The organism is Rhizobium sp. BK376, from assembly GCF_004341625.1.
Lineage (GTDB): Bacteria > Pseudomonadota > Alphaproteobacteria > Rhizobiales > Rhizobiaceae > Rhizobium.
Map to the genome: position 1 here is coordinate 1 of NZ_SLZG01000019.1, position 17184 is coordinate 17184.

Sequence of the window (17184 nt, forward strand, 5' to 3'; positions counted from 1 at the left end):
TCTGCGACGCCTCCGTGATTCGGCGTCACAGACAGAATCACAGACGATTCATCGGATGCAACCTCGTCTGCAGTAGATGTGGGTAATCGGAAGCCACCTCGGATGGGTACAGCCTATCTTTGGAAGGGGCATCAAGGAACGTCCATTCGGCTAAGCGGAGCCAGTATGACATCAGTGTTTTCCCTTTACATCCTAATTTGCTGACCAAACCTGATGGCAGGAAGGCTTTTTTCTGGTTCACAAGGACAGCGGGGATACGGACCGAGGTGGTGACTACGAACGCGATGGGACCGAAATTAACGAATAGGGGCTAAACCCGCCGCCAAACTCGAATCGGATCATCTCTTCGATTGACCCGCGCGGTACCGCAGCCAAGATTATTGTTGGGACAAAGACCAGCTCGTTAAAGATATCTCATTAGGAGATTCAAACGGACCGGGTCCGCTTGGGCTGGGAATCTGTGGATTGGCGGCACGTCGTGCCAAACTCGGGGGCCAAGGATATTCAAGCCACCAGGGAGGTCATAGAACATCTTTAAACGTTCGTTTATCAGAATCCGAATGCCACCCACGGTGTTGATAGACATTGGAAGGAGGGCGTTTACCCGATCACCCGCTTTGGCATCATTATGCAATCCCAGGTAGTCGTGCTCTTCAAAGAGAAAAAAACTAGAGCGCGAATAAGAGCACGATCCCGCGATTGCGTTGACAAACGGTTGAATTTCTTGCGCGATACGACCGAACCCCAGATTCAGCAGCTCTTGGCGATGACACCATTCGTCGTCACGTATCCCTCCACCATCACTCTCAGGCACAAGATAGACCCGCTTGATACTGTTGCCAGTCTTTTGGCGGTTTAGATCAGGACGCTCCGGCTGCCAAAAGATACGGAACTTCGACCGCGAACTCGCAAGCAGGTCGACGTAGAGACTCCGCAAAGCTTCAAATTCGACAAAATCGGGCACTTGAACAAAACCAACCTCCTCAAACCTGGCGCGATAGAAATCTATCTCGCTCGGCACCAAGCGCTCGCAGGATTGGGTAGCCGAAATTCGGAGAACGTCTAGCCAACGAGTTATTTGGTCAGTGGAGTCCAATTGAATGCCCTTTTAACGACGATTGTAAAATTGGAGCTAGGTCAAACCATGCGCCCAGTCTTGGCTATGAAATTTGTGCGGCACGTGGGGACGAAGCAATGAGACGCTGCAGAGCGAGCGAAGCCTCGATGCCTCGCGCGTCTCTCGTGCGCGCTCCCCACTCCAAATCGCCTTAAAAGAGTCTTGGAGCAGATCTCCATAGCGGGTGTCCGTATTCGCTGAATAGTAACAAGGATAGACTTGCAGCGAACTGTCGATGAAGGCCTTCGAGAAGGCACAGCAGCAATGCTCAAGGGTATCAAACATTAATCCCTGCTCAGATCGTTGGACGCTCTTATAAGGCAGGATCGGCTTCAACCATGGCTGGGTGCCGGCGCGCTGCTGAACCCGCTCGAAGAAGATGCTGAGTTCGGTCCAATATTCATCGTCGTTCGCCTCGGCCACCGAACGTGGGATACGTGGGAAGAAACGAAAGACACGAACGTCGGGGAAGAAGCGGTCGATTAAGGATTCCGCAGACTTAAAGTTATCCCCGGTCATCACAGTCGATATACAGACCGCGTGGCCGAGACTTACAAGGTTCTCTATAGCATTTACGGCGCTAATACCGCCCGCCCCTCGGTGCTGATCATTCGTTTTGGTGTCAGCAGAATCCAGACTTATCGCGACCAGCGACGCGGGCGCGACTTCATGGAGCCGCTTCGCATAGTCGAGCCGCGCTAGTCTGATTCCATTGGAGTTGATCATTACCTCTGGCACCGAAGCGGCGGCCATTTTGGCGAGCTCAATAAAGCCGCGGTGAATTGTAGGCTCCCCCCCAGAGAGCAACAATGAAAATACCCCCAGTTGGCCCAACTCGGCGATCAATTCCAACGTCCGCGTTAACGGCAAGTGCCGCCCACTAAAGGGAACCGCCGAACAATAGTCGCAACGCAACTGGCATGCCGATGTCACAGCAATCTCGACGTGTAGAGGCGCTGATAGGGACAGACTGGAATCTATCACTGTGAGACCTACAACTTCAGGCTATGTGCATCTAACTGCTTGCGAAAAGACTCGATATCTTGAGTGGAGTCGCGGCTGACGTCATCCAAAGTTTCACCGGACATGATACGATCCAGGAGTTGGTATGCCGCTTTATCGACAGCATAAACTTGTCCAGTTGGGCCGTACACAAGCACGCCGCCCCATGTCTCGCGCCGCAGACTCATGACGGGTAGCGTACTGTCGATGTCGGGGTCGCCCGAAGCCGGACCGTGCAGCCAGCCATTGAAAGCAATGTCACCAGAAGCTGACGCCTTTTCAAACGACAAGCGGTTCAAGAGAAGGTTGATCTTCATGCTAATCTACATCTCCGCAGCTAAAAGAAAACTTTAACGAGAAAGAATGCGATTTGGCAGTGTCAACATTGGGCCAATCGTCAACCAGTGTCAATCAGGAACCCATTCAGCACTCCCGAAGAAGCACGGCAACACACCTCAGATTCAAATGACGCATCATGCGAGATATGTGTTCACCGCCCGACCCAATCATTGATACGTCTGGTGTAATCTCGTGCCTTCTTGCCATCGATGTCGCAGCGGTGGCGTTCAGAACGGCCTACCGCGCTAGGGCAATGTGCGAGGAAAACACCGCTCGCTTTTGAGGCGGACACGAGGTATCCGGACGGTGCGGCTGCCGTCTGAATTGTCGCCAGGCACCGGTAGTGCGAGCCCCACAACGCTCTATTGTGACTTTGCGGACTTGAATCCAGCCTTGAATTGATTGCAGAAGTCGCGAAGCGGTTTCGTGGCGTCATCGAATGCGTTGCTGATCTCGCCCGCGACCTTTCCGAGCCGCTCTGCCGCGGAATGCGATTCCTCCTCGGCCCGCTTGTCTGCCGTGGCGACGAGTGCATCATACTTCTGATGACACGCCTCCATCATGGCGCCAGGACTGGTGACGAAAGGATTCCAATTGTCGAGGTCGCTCATGAACTGGTCCCACGCCCAAAACAACTGCTCCCGCGTCCCGTTCCGGACTGGGTTGAGACGCCTCGTGCAATCGATGTCGGACATATAGACGAAAACGCCTTGCGGCAGCGGATCCACTCCCTGGTAGCCAAGCTTCGTATATGCGAGCACGCGGTCACGAAGCGTATTTCCCGGATTTGCTGCATCCATGCCCGCGTCGATGGCGTCTCGGGAATGCAAGTAGAGTTCGATGGACTTTCTGGCTTTCACCTGAGGGGTGCTGTCAGACTTCTGAATTGAACCCAACTGCGCCAATGCAGCGGCAACCTCCCGGTCGGTGTCGACCTTGTCGCGGTGGCTCATGTATGCGCTGGTGATCAGCAAGCCGGCGAATCCCACCAGGAGGATCGCATAGAGAATCTTTCCTATCGTATTCCACACGCTCGTCGACAGCCCAAAATCTCCGGAGGATCCCCACGTCACTCTATCCGCCTGATCCGAGCAGTCCAGACCGCCCCACAAGCCGAATTCGCCGAGCGCACAGATAAAATTTCTGCAGTGTGCTCAGTCAGATCCACGCATGAGCTCGTCACAAGAGAGGACGAGCTGGCGACCATAGGTTTCTCCGGCATCAATTACAGATTTGCGGGTCACTCCTGCCAAAAAGTAAATGGCATGCACAAGCGCCACTACGAGAACGGTACCGTATTGCGGCAGATTTTCTCCTTCCGCCCGATATATGAGCCACAGGACGCCCGACACAACAAACGCGTTCAGCACGAGACCCGCGTATTTGAGTCCATAGAGATTCCTTCGGAATCCGTATGATATATTTTCTGAGAACAGCAGATGAAATCGCGTCTGGTCACGGGTACGTTCGCGAAGATAGTCCCCACAGGAGACGTAGAAGTCGTCGGCCCCTTGTGGATCAGCTTCCTCCTGCTCCGGTGATGGTGCCGCTTCCGAAAGGCTGTGGGAGAGGTAGGCGTGATACCTTGCCTTTGATTTCGGGTTCAGGGTCCTGTCCCGATAACGAAGAACAGTGGGGAACGGTCGTCCACCGGTGGAGGCAAAGATCTTTCGTTCCGCGCGACGTCCGAATCTTCGAGCGACATCGGCGAACGCAAAGAAGAGCACGCCGACCGTAACGGTCATTATAACTTCGGGCAGGCCAAGATCCCGATAGGACGAGCCCACGGCCACCAACAGAAATACAAGCGCGGGCGCCATTGCCAGCATCGCCGGAAAAAGACGAGCTCGAACCACGTAGCCGTCCAGGAAATCCATCTATTCCTCGTAGGAGTTCGTGAACGGAACCGGCGCGATCGGAAAACCCACGCGCGCAGGCATATCATCGTGATGGTGAAGCCACTCGCCTCCGTTGCCGGTCTTGTAGACCGGGTACCCGCGTCGAAGAAATGCGTTTGAAACACGACGTCGCGGATATTCCGGCTTATTGTCGCCAACAGAGCAAAATGCGAAGCCTCGAATTGCCGATCCCTCCGGCAACGGATTGCCTAGCCATCGATTGAGAACGGCAGGGGTGACGTTCCGGCGACTGCCGTGATGTGGGACCTGAACCACCGATGGCGGAAAGAGCAGCCCAATTGCCGCTGCGGTATCGGCAGCTTCCGAGAGTGTAGTGGGGCCTGCGTCGGCCGTGAGCAGCACGGTCTTTCCATTGAACAATCCAAGCTGGACCACACAGGATTCGTTCGATGCGGAGGTGGGTGCGGGATTCTCTTGGAGAGCCTCGCTTCCCCACGTTTCAAAGAAGCTTACTACTTTCTTTGCCGCTTCGAACATCTTGCCGAGAATGCCTTTTACGGGCTTCGTGTAGCTTTCAGGCGTTCGGTCGAATTCCGGAATGAGAGCTAGATATCGGGCGCGGCTCGGCGCCAGGACAAGAAAACTTCCGATCCACGCGCCGGCGAAGGTTTCGTAGATTGGTATCCCCTTACTGGAGGCAACCTCCTCCAGCTCGGCTAGGAGGGGATAGGCATCCCGGATCGCCTTCCGAAGTCCTTCAACGGTGTAATTTCCATGAAAGGCCTGGAGGAGTTCGCCTGCATATAACCATGGCCTGTTCATCCAGAGAGCGCCTACGTCAAAATGACGAACTACTGGGATCAGCCCGGCGATGTGGTCGCTATCTTGATGAGACAGCACGACGTTTTCGATCCGCGAACCATGTCCATAGTATTTGTTCACATGGTCGATTATGCGCTGCCCGGTATCGACGAATCCTCCATCGGTTATGTGAACGGCATATCCAAGCTCCGGCGTTCCGTAGCGGACGCAAATCGCGTCGCCATTGCTGTCGCCCACCGAGAGAAAATCGATTTCGTACCCCACGCGCCCGTCCTCCATCAAAATGGAAAATTGCCTTATAGATGCAACCAATACAAGAGTTATCTTGTTATCTCCCACACGATTAACGCAAGTAATCGGGCTCCCGACACCGTGCTCCACTCTGCTGAAAGACGCGTGAAACATGCAGAAGAGCTATCCGACCGCGCGAGTCTGCTGTCGTGAATAGCGGCGATATTGGAGATCGCGTCGACCCTGGAGCGCAGGATGACATGACGGCGATGGCCGTCAACGGCGAAGCCGTCCTCCGCTCCGCTGCGGCCCTTCGGGTGACGGCCATCCCCTCTCATGTCTTCCGGAAGCCATCGGGACGGGGAACATTAAATGCCGCGCTGTGCGCGGGTCCGATCCTCCCGGGGGATCGAACCGGGAACAGCTTTCTGGAGGTTATCGCCCGCACCCGCCATTCGCTCTACGAGCAGTGGAAAACTCGCTGGGCGTGTAAAAAGATAGTGCTCAGAACACGGGACGGTGTAGGCTGGCTCTCTACTTTACAGGAAAAGTTATGCCGCGGTATTCAGGTTTCTTCGCATATCCCCAGGGATCGTCACTGGTATCAGACGCCATAAGAGGCGCAGTGGAAAGAAGCGTGCGAGGAAATCTCGCAATAAAGCCTTGGGAAAACATGACTATCGCTGGCTTCAAGCTCGACGACCTGGTCCGGGATGAGATCAAGGAGGCTGACGTCCTTGTAGCCGACATCACCTATCCGAACCACAATGTGCTCTATGAAATCGGGTATGCCATCGCCCTGGAAAAGCCGGTCATCCCGACCCTCAACCTCGCCATCGAGAAGGCAGTGGAGAGAGTGCGACAGGTCGGACTCTTCGACACTCTCGGTTGGACAACTTATCATAACGCCAACGAACTTCATGAAAAACTGGCATCGTGGCAGGACGCAAGCTGGATCAATCGCTATGTGCGTAAGCGGGATCACTCGCAGCCGCTGTTCATTCTCGACATGCTCGCGAAGACCGACTTCCGGAACCATATCTTCCATGCGGTCGAAAACTCGAACGTAAACTACAGAGCCTTCGATCCGCAGGAGATCCCGAGGCTCACTGCCGCGCAGGCTATTTCCGACATATCGGCTTCGGCGGGCGTGATTCTTCCGATTATCGATGCCGAGCTCGTCGATTCCGGGCGCCACAATCTGAGAGCGGCATTCATGCTCGGCCTCAGCCACGGATACGGCATTGAAGCCATGGCGATACAGTACGAAAATGGTCCGGCAGCGCTCGACTACCGGGACTTCATAACGAACTCGACGTTTCGTCGCGAAACCGAGGATCACATAAGCCGGTATTGCGAACAGACGCTGATCTGGAACCAGAAGGCGACTTCACGCGACGCCCACGGCGGACCCGGTCTGCTCGGTCAGATCGACCTTGGCTCGTCCGCCGCAGAAAACGAGACTCAGCAGCTGAACTACTACTTTATCAAGACGGCCGAATACTCGCGCGCTCTTCGCGCAGAAGGGGGCGTTGTCACGGGAAGGAAAGGATCCGGCAAGACCGCGGTCTATCTGCAAATTGCCGCAGCCGCCCAGCAAGACCGAGAGACGTGCGTGGTGGATCTTAGACCAGCCACTCATAACCTGAGCGAAATGCGGGAGAAACTGCTTACAGTGGTCAATGCCGGAATTTACGATCACACCATCGCGGCATTCTGGCAGTATATCCTATATGCGGAAATCGTTCTAAAGATGCGGGAGATCGTGCTGCCCAAGTCTCGAAATGATTTTTCCCTTCAGGAGCGGATCAGAAATATCGAGGACGAATTCCGTTTCGACGAGGCGGTCGTCTCCGGGGACTTCACTTCGAGACTTGAGACCGCGGTTAGGGAGGTAATCCGCACAATACAGAAAGTCGGCTCAGAGGCAGATTTGCGCAGTCAGCTGACGAATGCGATGTATGAGACTCTAATTCCGAAGCTTCGCGAAGCAGTTCTTTCGTTCTCCGACTTCTTTTCCACCGTTCACGTACTTGTGGACGATCTTGACAAGGGCTGGCCACCCCGACAAGTCGAAGAACACGACGTTCTGACAGTCAAACATCTCATCGAAGCCCTCGGCCGGATACAGCGCGACCTGACAAAGCGGCGGATGGAATTCAAGCATCTCGTATTTCTCCGGAGCGACGTTTACGAGCGCCTGGTCCAGCAGACTTCGGACCGAGGAAAGTACAACCCCATCAAAGTGGACTGGTCCGATCCCGCCCAGCTACACCATCTATTGAAGCAGCGCGTTGTAAGCAGCGCCGAAAGCCACCAGGGAACCGCGGTCTGGGAGGCATTCAATCCTGTTCTGGACGACGGACGCAACGCGCTCGACTGGATGATCGACACGTCGCTGCGGCGCCCCAGATTCCTTATCGACCTCTGCGAGCGGATTCTATCCTTCGCGATAAATCGGGGTCACCTGATCGTAACGCAGGAAGATGTCGAAGAGGGACTGCGGCAGATGTCGCTCTATCTGGTCTCGGACTTCGGCTACGAACTTCGTGACATAGCCGGAACCCCAGAGGACATCTTCTATCATTTCATCGGTCACGGAAGCCGTCTGTCGGCGGCCCAGGTCCGTTCCATACTATCGGACGACTATTTGGGACTGGGGTTCGAGGAGACGCTCGACCTTCTGCTCTGGTACGGTTTCCTGGGCGTCGAGAGCGCGTCCGGGCCTGTGTTCATCTATGATCGCGCGTATGACATAAGACGGCTGGAGGCTGACAGGGGTCGCGACAAGGAAAACGCCACCTATGCGGTGAACCCGGCGTTTCTGCGCGGCCTCAACTGAACAAGGAGCTGTGCTCGAAGTGTTCGCCTGCGGCTCGCGCTTCAAGATAGTTCGCAGGTTGGGCAGAGCCAGGCGTCCCCAAACTGCGACGGCGATTCTGGGCGTGACATAGTGCTAGCTGGCCAGTCGCGATGGGCCGCCTTTATGGTGCGCTAGTCCGTATTCTCGCGCACCAGAAGTTCGACTACTACCTCCGGAAGTATGTCCTGAAGGACGGGGTCGTCCCACCCGATCTCCGACTTCCCGATCGTCACGTCGATCGCGTTCTCGACGCTCGGCGAGTCGCTCGCGCTTGCTACGATTTTGAACGTTCCAGTGCAGGGAAGGGAAGGGCTGAGCAAGAATACCGTATCAACGAAGACTCGTCCCGGTCGGAAATCCTCGCATCCGTACCTGCCCGCGCGGCCGCCCAAACCTGGGCGATCGATCCAAAGGACGGATGTGGGATCGCGGGTGGCGTGCCGTTCGATAGACCTTAGGCTGGTCTGAATAGAATTCGACGCAAGCCCCACCATTCTCATATGTACGTTGACCGGCTTCGGCGCCGTCGGCAGCTCAAAAGATCCCAAGGTTCTGCTGCGCTCTCCGGCGTCGGCAAGCATCTGAAGGTCACCTTCGGCTTGAAGCTCCACCACCAAGTCTTTCGCCGAGACGCCGCCCAGGTTCACGATCGCAAAATCCAATCTGGGGGCGCGCGATATTCTTTCGATGCGCGAGTGGAGATTGTCAAAGTACCTACGGACGTCGTCGGCGAACTTGTCGTATTGCCGATTGTATTCGTCCACTTCGGCCTGCGTATAAATGTTCGGCACCGCCTGTCGGTATGTGGACACCCCCATGGTCAGGGTCTGCCGGGCGTTGCCCGAGAGGTAGGCATTCGAAAGTCGTTCGATGCGCTTTTCGGAAAGCTTTGGCATACGGTAGCTCAAAAGTCCGATACGACCTCGCTCTGCGTTGGCAAATTCAACCTTCAATTCCGGCGATTTGTTTCGCAGTAATTTCAACTCCGCTTCGAGGCGGGCGATCTTCTTCCTGTCGTCTGACGATTCATCGGGAAGGAGCCAGCCGTCAGGCGGTGCAAATGCTGTCCTCTTCGCGCGTCGGGCGGATATTCGCGGGCCGGTGTCATGTGAGAGCAGTACAGCGTCGGATCCAAATTCCATCATGGCAGCAACGAGATTGTCGTCGGCAGAGTCGGGGTTGAGGCCATGGTCGCGCACCGTCTTTGCCGTCGGCGCGACGGATAGCGTGACTTTCGGCCCTCGTTCTCGAAGGACGAGGGTTTCGTCCTCCAACATCGACGCCTCGTCGATTGTCTTGAGGGCCGCACGAGCCCGGTTTCTGCGTCTGTCGCTGGACCCAACTTTGTGCTTGTCCAGCTCCGATATGACGACGGGCGCCACCATGACTTCAATGTGCTTGGCCTCAGGAAAAAGTTCAGTCCATCGGAGGTCTTTCAGATCTCTCAGTTGGAGAAACCAATTAGTGTCGATGAAAACCGCTGTAATGGACATGGTGAATTCGAATCGCGAGGAAATCTGGATATCTCTTTGACTTTATTTGGATAGGCCTTACTGGCCAAGAGCCTCAGCTTCCTCCTCCGAGCGCGGCGCCAATGCCCAGGAGGCCGATCGCGCTGGACGTTCCGCGTCTCGCAAACGAGATCGCGGCTCTAAGGCGCTGCTGCGCCTTGATGGCACGAGTGACATCACTCCGGAATTCGGCCGGATCCTTTCTACCATTCGCGTACTCGCGGGTGGCAATGTCGGCGATATCTCCGATTGTCCGGATGATCTGGGCGTCCGATTGCCCAGCCAGTGAAACGAGATAGGCGTCGCCGTCCCCGTCGTAGTTTTCGAACAGGAGCACGGGCAGGCGCGCATTCGGAATTCCATGGTCGTTGATGATCGTCCTGGCGAGTTCGATGTCATAGGCGTTCGTGGAGAGCTTGCTGTCGACCGCGAATCCTGTCCGATAGGGAACCAGAAGATGCCAGGCGCTCCTCACGTTGGCATCGAAACCGTGCTTCGCACTCATCACCGTCGCGATGACATGGTCGCTGTAGCCGTTGTCGAGAAATAATCCGACCAGGACGCGATGACGTTCGTACGCCTCCAGTTGCTCAAGACTGTTGATTGTCAGCATGCGCTCCCCCAAACGGCATGCCGCGCAGCATCGAGCGCACAAGCTGTCCGGTCAAGACGGCAGCCGCAATTTCGTTAGCCAATGACCAGGACTCTGGTGGAATGCGCCCAATTGGAGCACTAGCAGTCGGTCGCTAAAAGTTGCCTCCGAAGTCGAGGCCGCATCCGCGGCTGGCGGCGCGCGGCGCTGCCTCGATCGCCTGTCGCAGGGCATCAGGATCGCCGACAAGCACGGCCGAGTGTTCCGCCCGTGTCACAGCCGTGTAGATCATCGTCCTGTCGAGCAGGGGCGAGGGCACGATCGGTATTATCACGCTGTTGAACGACGACCCCTGTGCCTTGTGGACGGTGATCGCCCAACCGAACGTGAGTTTTTCGAGATCGCCGCGGCCAATAAAGTCGGCGCTTCCGTCGTCCATCGTCAGGAGACACCTGCCATCCACGATCTTGGGGACGCCGAGGCTTCCGTTGAAGAAACCGGCGCACTGCGGCTGACCCGTCCGCGGATCGATTACGTGCTTGCCGTGCTCTGTCAGGGGAGCCTTGCGATAGTCGTTCCTCACCCAGAGCAACCTGGACCCTGCATGGAATCCGAAATCCTCGATCGGCTCCTGATTCTTCATGTATTCCCACTCGATCGCTCGGGAAAGATCGCGCGCGCCTGCGGCGCCATGGTTGGTCTGCGTCAGGATCTGAACGTCACGGGAATGCAACGGCCCGATCTGTCCCGCCCGGGGAGGCGGCCCGACCATAGATCGCAGGACCTTCAAAGCCATTTCCGGCACCTCGGCGTTTGGGCACGGAATGAAGAATACGCCTGGCCGGCTGGAAAGATTGAAATCAAAGGCGCCGAAGTCGGGGTACGTTCCAAGCCTTATGCGCGAGGCTACCCGGGGGATCCCGGTCGACTCAGCGTGCCGATGGATGACGTCGAGTTTGACATGCGGAATGAACGACGAACCGACCATCTTGTGAAATGGCATTCCCGGCCCGATTGGCGGAAGCTGCCCGGGATCGCCGACGAACAGCACCCTTACGTTCGTACCGATCCTCGACATGACGCGATAGATGCTCGGACTGTCAAGCATGGAGGCCTCGTCGAAAACAACGAGTCCTTCTTCCATCAGCAGGCCCATGTCGAACGCCGTCAGCAGGCGGGAAAGTGTCCAGGCTTCCCGATTGGTTGACAGAGACATTCGTCGTGCGGCACGGCCAGCGAGTGCCACAAGACGTATTCCAGGCGTGCTGCTTCCTTCGTTCATTTGCTCGACGGCTTCGATTATCGCTCGTAGAACCGCAGTCTTGCCAGTACCCGCCGCACCGGAGATGGCCGCGATGCCGGCCCCGCATGCCATGAAGACAGCTTCGCGCTGCTTTCCGGTGAGCGCGAAGCCGACCTCCGCCTCAAGATTGGAGATCGCCACGCCGACCTTTGCGCCACTTACGTCGACAGGCTTGTCTATGCGCTCCCTGACATTTCCTTCGATCTCCCGCTCCATGAACTCGCATCCCCGCAGCTGGATCATGCCGTCCTCGTTACCGACCACCGATCCCTTCCCGATCGAAACAGCGACCGCGCGGCGTGCATCCGCCGCACCACTACCGAGAAGCGCCCTCGTAGCCCGAGCGATCTCCCGCGATGGCGCCAGCATGTGCCCAAACCTCAGTGCTCGTGACAGAGCCTCCTCTACGGCTGCAACCAGTCGCCGGGCGTCGCCAGGAAGAACTCCCATCCTCAATGCGCGGCCATCAACGCTTTTCCAGGATTCAAGGAGAGCTATCGTGTAGGGGTTCGCCCTGATCCGCGAGACTGCGCCCCGGCCCCACAGACGGGCGGCGGCTCCCGCCGTTCTTGCGCTTACTCCATATCGGTCCAACTCGCGAAAAACGTAAACGTCGTTCGAGAACGCACCGAACTCGGAGACAATCAGCGAAGCCAGTTCCGGGCCGCAGACCGCCGCGAGAGCGGCGGAATCCTCACGTTCGAGGATGCCGTACAAACCCGTCCCGAAGGTCGACCAGAGAAGTTCCGCGGTCGCCCACCCCACACCCGGGAAGCGGCTGTCGACGGCAAGATAGCGAACGATCGCCCTGCCGGTAGGAAGGAGGGGAAGAGCCACGACCGCGTCAGTCTGTTCTCCGTACAATGGATGCACGACCTGCGCGCCGCTCAGCCGCCAGACTTCTCCAACCACAGGGACCTTGGGCACGATCCGTCCGGGGACAAGCGCGCGGACCAGACGGTCGGCCTGGTCTCTGCCTATCAGCACATAGTCGGCGGAAAGCGAGGGATGGACCGACGTGACGGTCATTTCGAGCGTGCGTTCTGCGGAGGGGGGAGCCGCCGTGTTCATGGAAGGCGTCCCGTCTCTGCCAGAAGAGCCTCGACGCGGGCGAGTTGCGCCAATCGCCGTTTCAAAGCTTGGTTTTCAGCGGAGCAGCGGAGCAGCTTCTCCTCCAGGGCATGAACCTTCGCATCGCCGGCAGCCTTGTGCTCCCTGGACATTTCCGCTTGTGCTAGTCTGTCCAGGTAGGCGATGCGATCCTGCTCGTCCGCTTCGCGAAGGAGTTCGGCACAGCGGGGGTTGGTGCGGAACACCTGCCTGTCGAACCCGCACTCGGTCGCGATCTGGGTCTTGTTGAGATCCACGCCCCGTCGGGGAAGGGGCCGCCCGCCGTGCGTTTCCAGATATTCCAAAAGCGCGTCGACGTGTTCGGCAGCAACGGCAGCTCCGCTTTTACCCGTGCCTCTCGCCATCAGGGCTTCTCCTTCGCCGCAAACGATCTGATCTGCTCCAGATCGGCAAGGATCTCGACGTAATCCCGCATGTATTGCCGCATCTTCTCGCGGCCGTTCTCCGCCATGGTCTCAATCATTCTCAGGAGGACGGACGACAGAAAGTCGACCTGCTTTCGCAGATTTTCCGCTTCGACCCTCTTTGTGGCGAGCTCGACGGAAAGCTCCTCGATCGATGCGCTGCAATGGCCCAGCAGATGCATTCGGATCTGGTGTTGGCGAACGATTGCCTGATCCACGAGATGCTTTCGGGATGCAATCCGCGTCAGATCGGATGCATGGCGGAAGGCTCCGTTCGAATGCCGGACGGCCGACTGGAACCCCACGTCGATGTTGTCGGCAATCATTCGTTCCAGAATTTCCATCAGCACTAGATCCTTGTCAGCCATCGCGCTCCCTTCGTGGGAGCACGTCCGCCTGCTCGTCGATCGAACGGAAGAGGTCGCGTCCGCCAGCGAAGACCCGCGCGCCGGGCGCCGCTGCTATCGCGGCACGGGTCGCGGCGATTTGCGATCGAACGTGGGAAAGCTGGTTTTCCCAACCGAGGTTGCGTCGCGCCTCCGGCACGGCGAGGATCGCCGCCTCCTGCACCGTGAAGCTTTCCAGCAGATCTGCAAGCACCCGTGCCTCCCGAGGGTCGTCGGTCCTTGCAAGATGGCTGCACCCCCGAAAGCATTCGAGGTGCCGCGGGCAGGGGTCCGTCAGGAAGTTGCTGGTGCAGACACCCATCGGCGTCGCTGCGAAGCCGGAAACGGCACCGGCCAGATATCGGATGGCAGCCTTGTCGCCCTTGGAATCGCGCAGACGATTGAAGGTGTCGACCTTCGTGCCGCCAATCCTGCCCGCCATGATTTCGGCTATGATCTTCCGGTGGCTCTCGCCAAGAAGCTCGTGCTCGGCCGGTCCGATTTCAAGTGACTCGACCACTTCGGAAAGCGATCGATGGTCATATTTTGCCGTCTCGCTGAGAGTGTGACGCCCGAAGTGTTTTGCGTTGACGACGTCGGAGACGTGATTGCGGAACAGCTCGTTCGACAAGAGGTGCCTGAACTCGTGAGTATCGACACAGAGATGTCGTCCCTCGTCTCCTAGATAGCGCTGGAAGATCGAATTCTCACGGCGACCGTCCAGTGCGTTGTCGATGTCCGCTCGCTCAAGGCGCCCGTAGGCATAATACAGTTCGGCGTCGAGCAGGCCGCCGTTGCGGCCCTCGATCAGGTTCCGTACTGGGGCCAGGAAGAGCATGTCGTGCGTCTGGTAGACGCGATTTCCACTCATTTTGAGGCGAGACAGCTCCGGCCCCTTCGAAGTCATGGTCCGGAGCCATTCCTCCACCTCGCCGACGAGCAGGTAGCACGTCATCCAATCCTTCGGACCCCGGATCGGCGTCCCGCACTTGTCGCGTGCGGTGAGCGGCAGTTTTGAGAAGAAGGATACCATCGAATGGTTGGGGCGCTCGCAGACCGCCTGCATCTCGCGGATCGTTCTAAGGTGCTCAAATTTTCCGTCGGCTCTATAGGCGGCGAGGGTCTCACTCGGAATCTCGCGGTTCGAAAACTGTGCATTTCCCGTGATCCGCACATAGATCTCGCACGCGGCCACAAGATCAGTTTCGCAATACTCCGGAAGCAGCCGTCCCGTGTGAGATTGGAGCCGGATGCGTTTGCGGGCCGGAGCCGTCAGCGCGAGCATTTCCGCCACCGTATCCTCGACAACCCCCTTGGAACCGCTGCGGCACCGACTGGCTTGTCTCGAAAAGCACCTTGCCATCGGTGCTTTCCTCCTGAGTGGGTTGCTTGGCAGCGAAGAAGCGGAATGCGTGTTCCCGCGAGACCCCGCCCTTGGTGCCGGCCGCCGTACCGTCGGCATCGAAATAGTCGCGCCAGGCGAGACAGTCGGCAGGCGCGCCCAGAACTTCCTCCGATCTAAGGCCCAGAATAATCATCTTCTTGATCGCGCAGAACCGGATCCGGTCGGAAAAGTTTTGCGGCTGCATCATGAAGACGATGTCCACAATCCGCGCATACGAATCCCGATCCGGAAGCTTTTCTGCCGACCTGCGATCGCCCAGCCGGGATAGAATTGCGAGCCGAGAGTGATGATTGTTCTGCGAAAGGCGTCGCAGTTCCATGACCTCAGAACCTATTCCCGCGAATGCGACGCAATGCCTTTCCAAGGCCGGCAGATCCGCCAGATCGCGCCGATCGAAGTACAGTCTGATCGTCGTCTTGAAATCCAGCGCGTCCTTGCCCGATAGGCCCTTGGTCAATGCCGCATTGTATGAGCGCCGGACGGTGCCCGGATCGAGATCCCAGGGAGGCGTGTCCTCCGCATCCGCGGCAAGCAGTCGAAGCATGAGGACGTGGCGGTGTGCCTGGCCGGGTCCGTTTGTTCTGATGTAGATTTGTTCGATGATTACCGCTTTCATGAGATCGCACCAGTCGCTACCGGCCGCTTTCCGCTGGACCGCCGGAAGTCCCCGGGCCGCTCTGACCGAATTCAGGTGGTGCAAGGCAGATTCGTCTGGCGATGAACTGGAGAAGTAAGGCTCCTGGCGGCGCGCGCCGGCCATCGCGCCCATCGCCCACCTGTACGCCAGCGCGATGTCGCCCGAAGCGTCGGTGGGAGTGCTCCAGACGACCTGCTTCTGACGCGCGAGTTCCTTGGTCCCCGAGATGAACGCATCAAAGTTTTTCATCGCGATCCTCGTCCTGGCGAGATTCCAACGTTCGAATAACGTCACCCACGGCCCCGATCGTGACACCGAGTTGATAGAAGACAGGCGAGCCTTCCTGCCAGCTTCCTGCATCTCTGAATCTCTGGACTACACTCCGCAGTCCCGTCTCGACGCCGCGATGAACTTCCCGGTCGGCTGACGGCATGAATTTGTGACAGGTGTAGCAGGCGAGAACAGGAGTTCTCGCGCACATGCTCTGTCCGGACGTGCAGCCTCCGATCGTCCCTGTTGGAAACCCGTGGGGCACACCGCTGACGCGTCTGTCGGGGCTCATTTCTTCCAACGCAGCCCGATTGACGAAACGCCTGGCGTGTTTTGCCGGTATGTCGCGATAGAAGGGTGAAAGGCCCAGAGCGTCGTTGATGATCCTCGCCTGGGACGGCGAGCTGTCCACATACACCTGTGCTATCTTCGACGACTCGTGCGTCAGCAGTTCCATGATGTCATGAAGCGAGCCGCCCCGGTCCGCCAGTCGTTGGGCGCCGGTATGTCTGAGGTCGGTGGCGGTCCTGTCCAGCCCTATTCCGCTGAGGGCGCTTTTGGTGACGCGGGAAACCTCGTGAGGAGTCAGCGGGAGGAGACGGTCCTCGGCGTTCTTCGCCGAACGTGCGATCAGTTCCCGGAAGATGGGAACCCATTCAATCCTGATCGACCGCAGGCTGACGCGCCGTGGCGTACCCTTCGGCTGCTTGAGATAGGGCACCGCGAGCTGTATCGACCCGTCATCATACACCTCGGTCTCCGAGCGCCTAAGCCTTGCGGACTGGCCTGGCCTCAGCGCGTGCTGAAAGCCGAGCACGAGAACAGCGGCTTCGAATATCAGAACATCGGGCGTCGCGTGCGTGACGGTCGAGCTGAAATGGTCGAGCCTGTCGACCACACGCGCCTGTTCGTATGCGCGCAGGTAGCTATCGCCAAGCCTGATCTTTCGAAATCTGTCCCTGAGCGGACTTCTTATCGAATAGCGGATCCGGACCGCATCATGTGGCCTCCATTCGGCGATCTCCAGCGCCGCGAGCGCATGCAACATCGCCCGAAGCGAAGACGCTGTCTCGTATGAAACAAACGGCTTGATCTTGCGTGCCCAATACCACTCCAGTTCAATCGGTGCGAGCAGGACAAGCTCCGCCAGACTGTGGCAGCCCAGTTGCTCCTTCATCGCCCGGACGCCATAGAAATAACCTACCACCGTCGTCGCTTTCATATGCCTCAACCAGCGCAGGAAAACGCATTTCATAACATCGGCGACAGGACCAAAAATTGAAAAGTCGCACCTCCGGGTCTCACCACCGAT

The 17184-nt window shown here is 57.7% G+C and carries 15 protein-coding genes; 1 reads left to right on the forward strand and 14 read right to left on the reverse strand.

The genetic code is table 11. The annotated features are described in order from the left end of the window. Positions 1-403: 403 nt before the first annotated feature. The 6 genes from EV561_RS28395 to EV561_RS28420 form a co-directional block, all read right to left on the reverse strand. Entirely contained in the window at positions 404-1021 is a 618-nt protein-coding gene (locus EV561_RS28395) for a hypothetical protein (RefSeq protein WP_132526794.1), read from the reverse strand. Positions 1022-1132: 111 nt separating this feature from the next. Continuing rightward, a complete protein-coding gene (locus EV561_RS28400) occupies positions 1133-2101 on the reverse strand; it encodes a radical SAM protein (protein WP_132526796.1) in 969 nt (322 codons plus the stop codon). Positions 2102-2109: 8 nt separating this feature from the next. Further along, on the reverse strand, positions 2110-2436 hold the full coding sequence (locus EV561_RS28405) for a hypothetical protein (protein WP_132526798.1): 327 nt from the start codon (positions 2434-2436) through the stop codon (positions 2110-2112). Positions 2437-2820: 384 nt separating this feature from the next. After that, a complete protein-coding gene (locus EV561_RS28410) occupies positions 2821-3570 on the reverse strand; it encodes a hypothetical protein (protein WP_132526800.1) in 750 nt (249 codons plus the stop codon). A gap of 42 nt (positions 3571-3612) precedes the next feature. After that, entirely contained in the window at positions 3613-4335 is a 723-nt protein-coding gene (locus EV561_RS28415; protein ID WP_132526802.1) for a hypothetical protein, read from the reverse strand. Then, the gene (locus EV561_RS28420) at positions 4336-5418 is read right to left on the reverse strand and encodes an MBL fold metallo-hydrolase (protein WP_132526804.1); all 1083 of its coding nucleotides are present in this window, start codon (positions 5416-5418) and stop codon (positions 4336-4338) included. A gap of 625 nt (positions 5419-6043) precedes the next feature. Here EV561_RS28420 and EV561_RS28425 point away from each other — a divergent pair. Beyond that, a complete protein-coding gene (locus EV561_RS28425) occupies positions 6044-8212 on the forward strand; it encodes a hypothetical protein (protein WP_132526806.1) in 2169 nt (722 codons plus the stop codon). Positions 8213-8364: 152 nt separating this feature from the next. Here the strand turns inward: EV561_RS28425 and EV561_RS28430 are convergent, their stop codons facing one another. The 8 genes from EV561_RS28430 to EV561_RS28465 all read right to left on the reverse strand — a co-directional run bounded on the left by EV561_RS28430 (position 8365) and on the right by EV561_RS28465 (position 17094). Beyond that, positions 8365-9726, reverse strand: a complete 1362-nt coding sequence (locus tag EV561_RS28430; RefSeq protein WP_132526808.1) for a PIN domain-containing protein — start codon at positions 9724-9726, stop codon at positions 8365-8367. A gap of 73 nt (positions 9727-9799) precedes the next feature. Next, positions 9800-10357, reverse strand: coding sequence for a hypothetical protein (locus EV561_RS28435; RefSeq protein ID WP_132526810.1), 558 nt, complete (start codon positions 10355-10357; stop codon positions 9800-9802). A 133-nt stretch (positions 10358-10490) separates the two neighbouring features. Beyond that, on the reverse strand, positions 10491-12710 hold the full coding sequence (locus EV561_RS28440; protein ID WP_245513004.1) for an AAA family ATPase: 2220 nt from the start codon (positions 12708-12710) through the stop codon (positions 10491-10493). Beyond that, entirely contained in the window at positions 12707-13114 is a 408-nt protein-coding gene (locus tag EV561_RS28445; RefSeq protein WP_132526812.1) for a hypothetical protein, read from the reverse strand. The genes EV561_RS28440 and EV561_RS28445 overlap by 4 nt, the downstream gene beginning before the upstream one ends. Further along, positions 13114-13542 carry a hypothetical protein gene (locus tag EV561_RS28450; RefSeq protein WP_132526814.1) on the reverse strand — a complete coding sequence of 143 codons (429 nt, stop codon included), beginning with the start codon at positions 13540-13542 and terminating at the stop codon, positions 13114-13116. The genes EV561_RS28445 and EV561_RS28450 overlap by 1 nt, the downstream gene beginning before the upstream one ends. Beyond that, positions 13535-14734 (reverse strand): hypothetical protein, encoded by a 1200-nt coding sequence (locus tag EV561_RS28455; protein ID WP_132526816.1) that lies wholly within the window; start codon positions 14732-14734, stop codon positions 13535-13537. Before EV561_RS28455 ends, EV561_RS28450 begins: the two co-directional genes overlap by 8 nt. 25 nt (positions 14735-14759) lie before the next feature. Then, positions 14760-15851: a hypothetical protein gene (locus EV561_RS28460; RefSeq protein WP_132526818.1), complete on the reverse strand. Its 1092-nt coding sequence runs from the start codon at positions 15849-15851 to the stop codon at positions 14760-14762. Then, on the reverse strand, positions 15838-17094 hold the full coding sequence (locus tag EV561_RS28465; RefSeq protein WP_165927937.1) for a tyrosine-type recombinase/integrase: 1257 nt from the start codon (positions 17092-17094) through the stop codon (positions 15838-15840). Before EV561_RS28465 ends, EV561_RS28460 begins: the two co-directional genes overlap by 14 nt. Positions 17095-17184 lie beyond the last annotated feature (90 nt).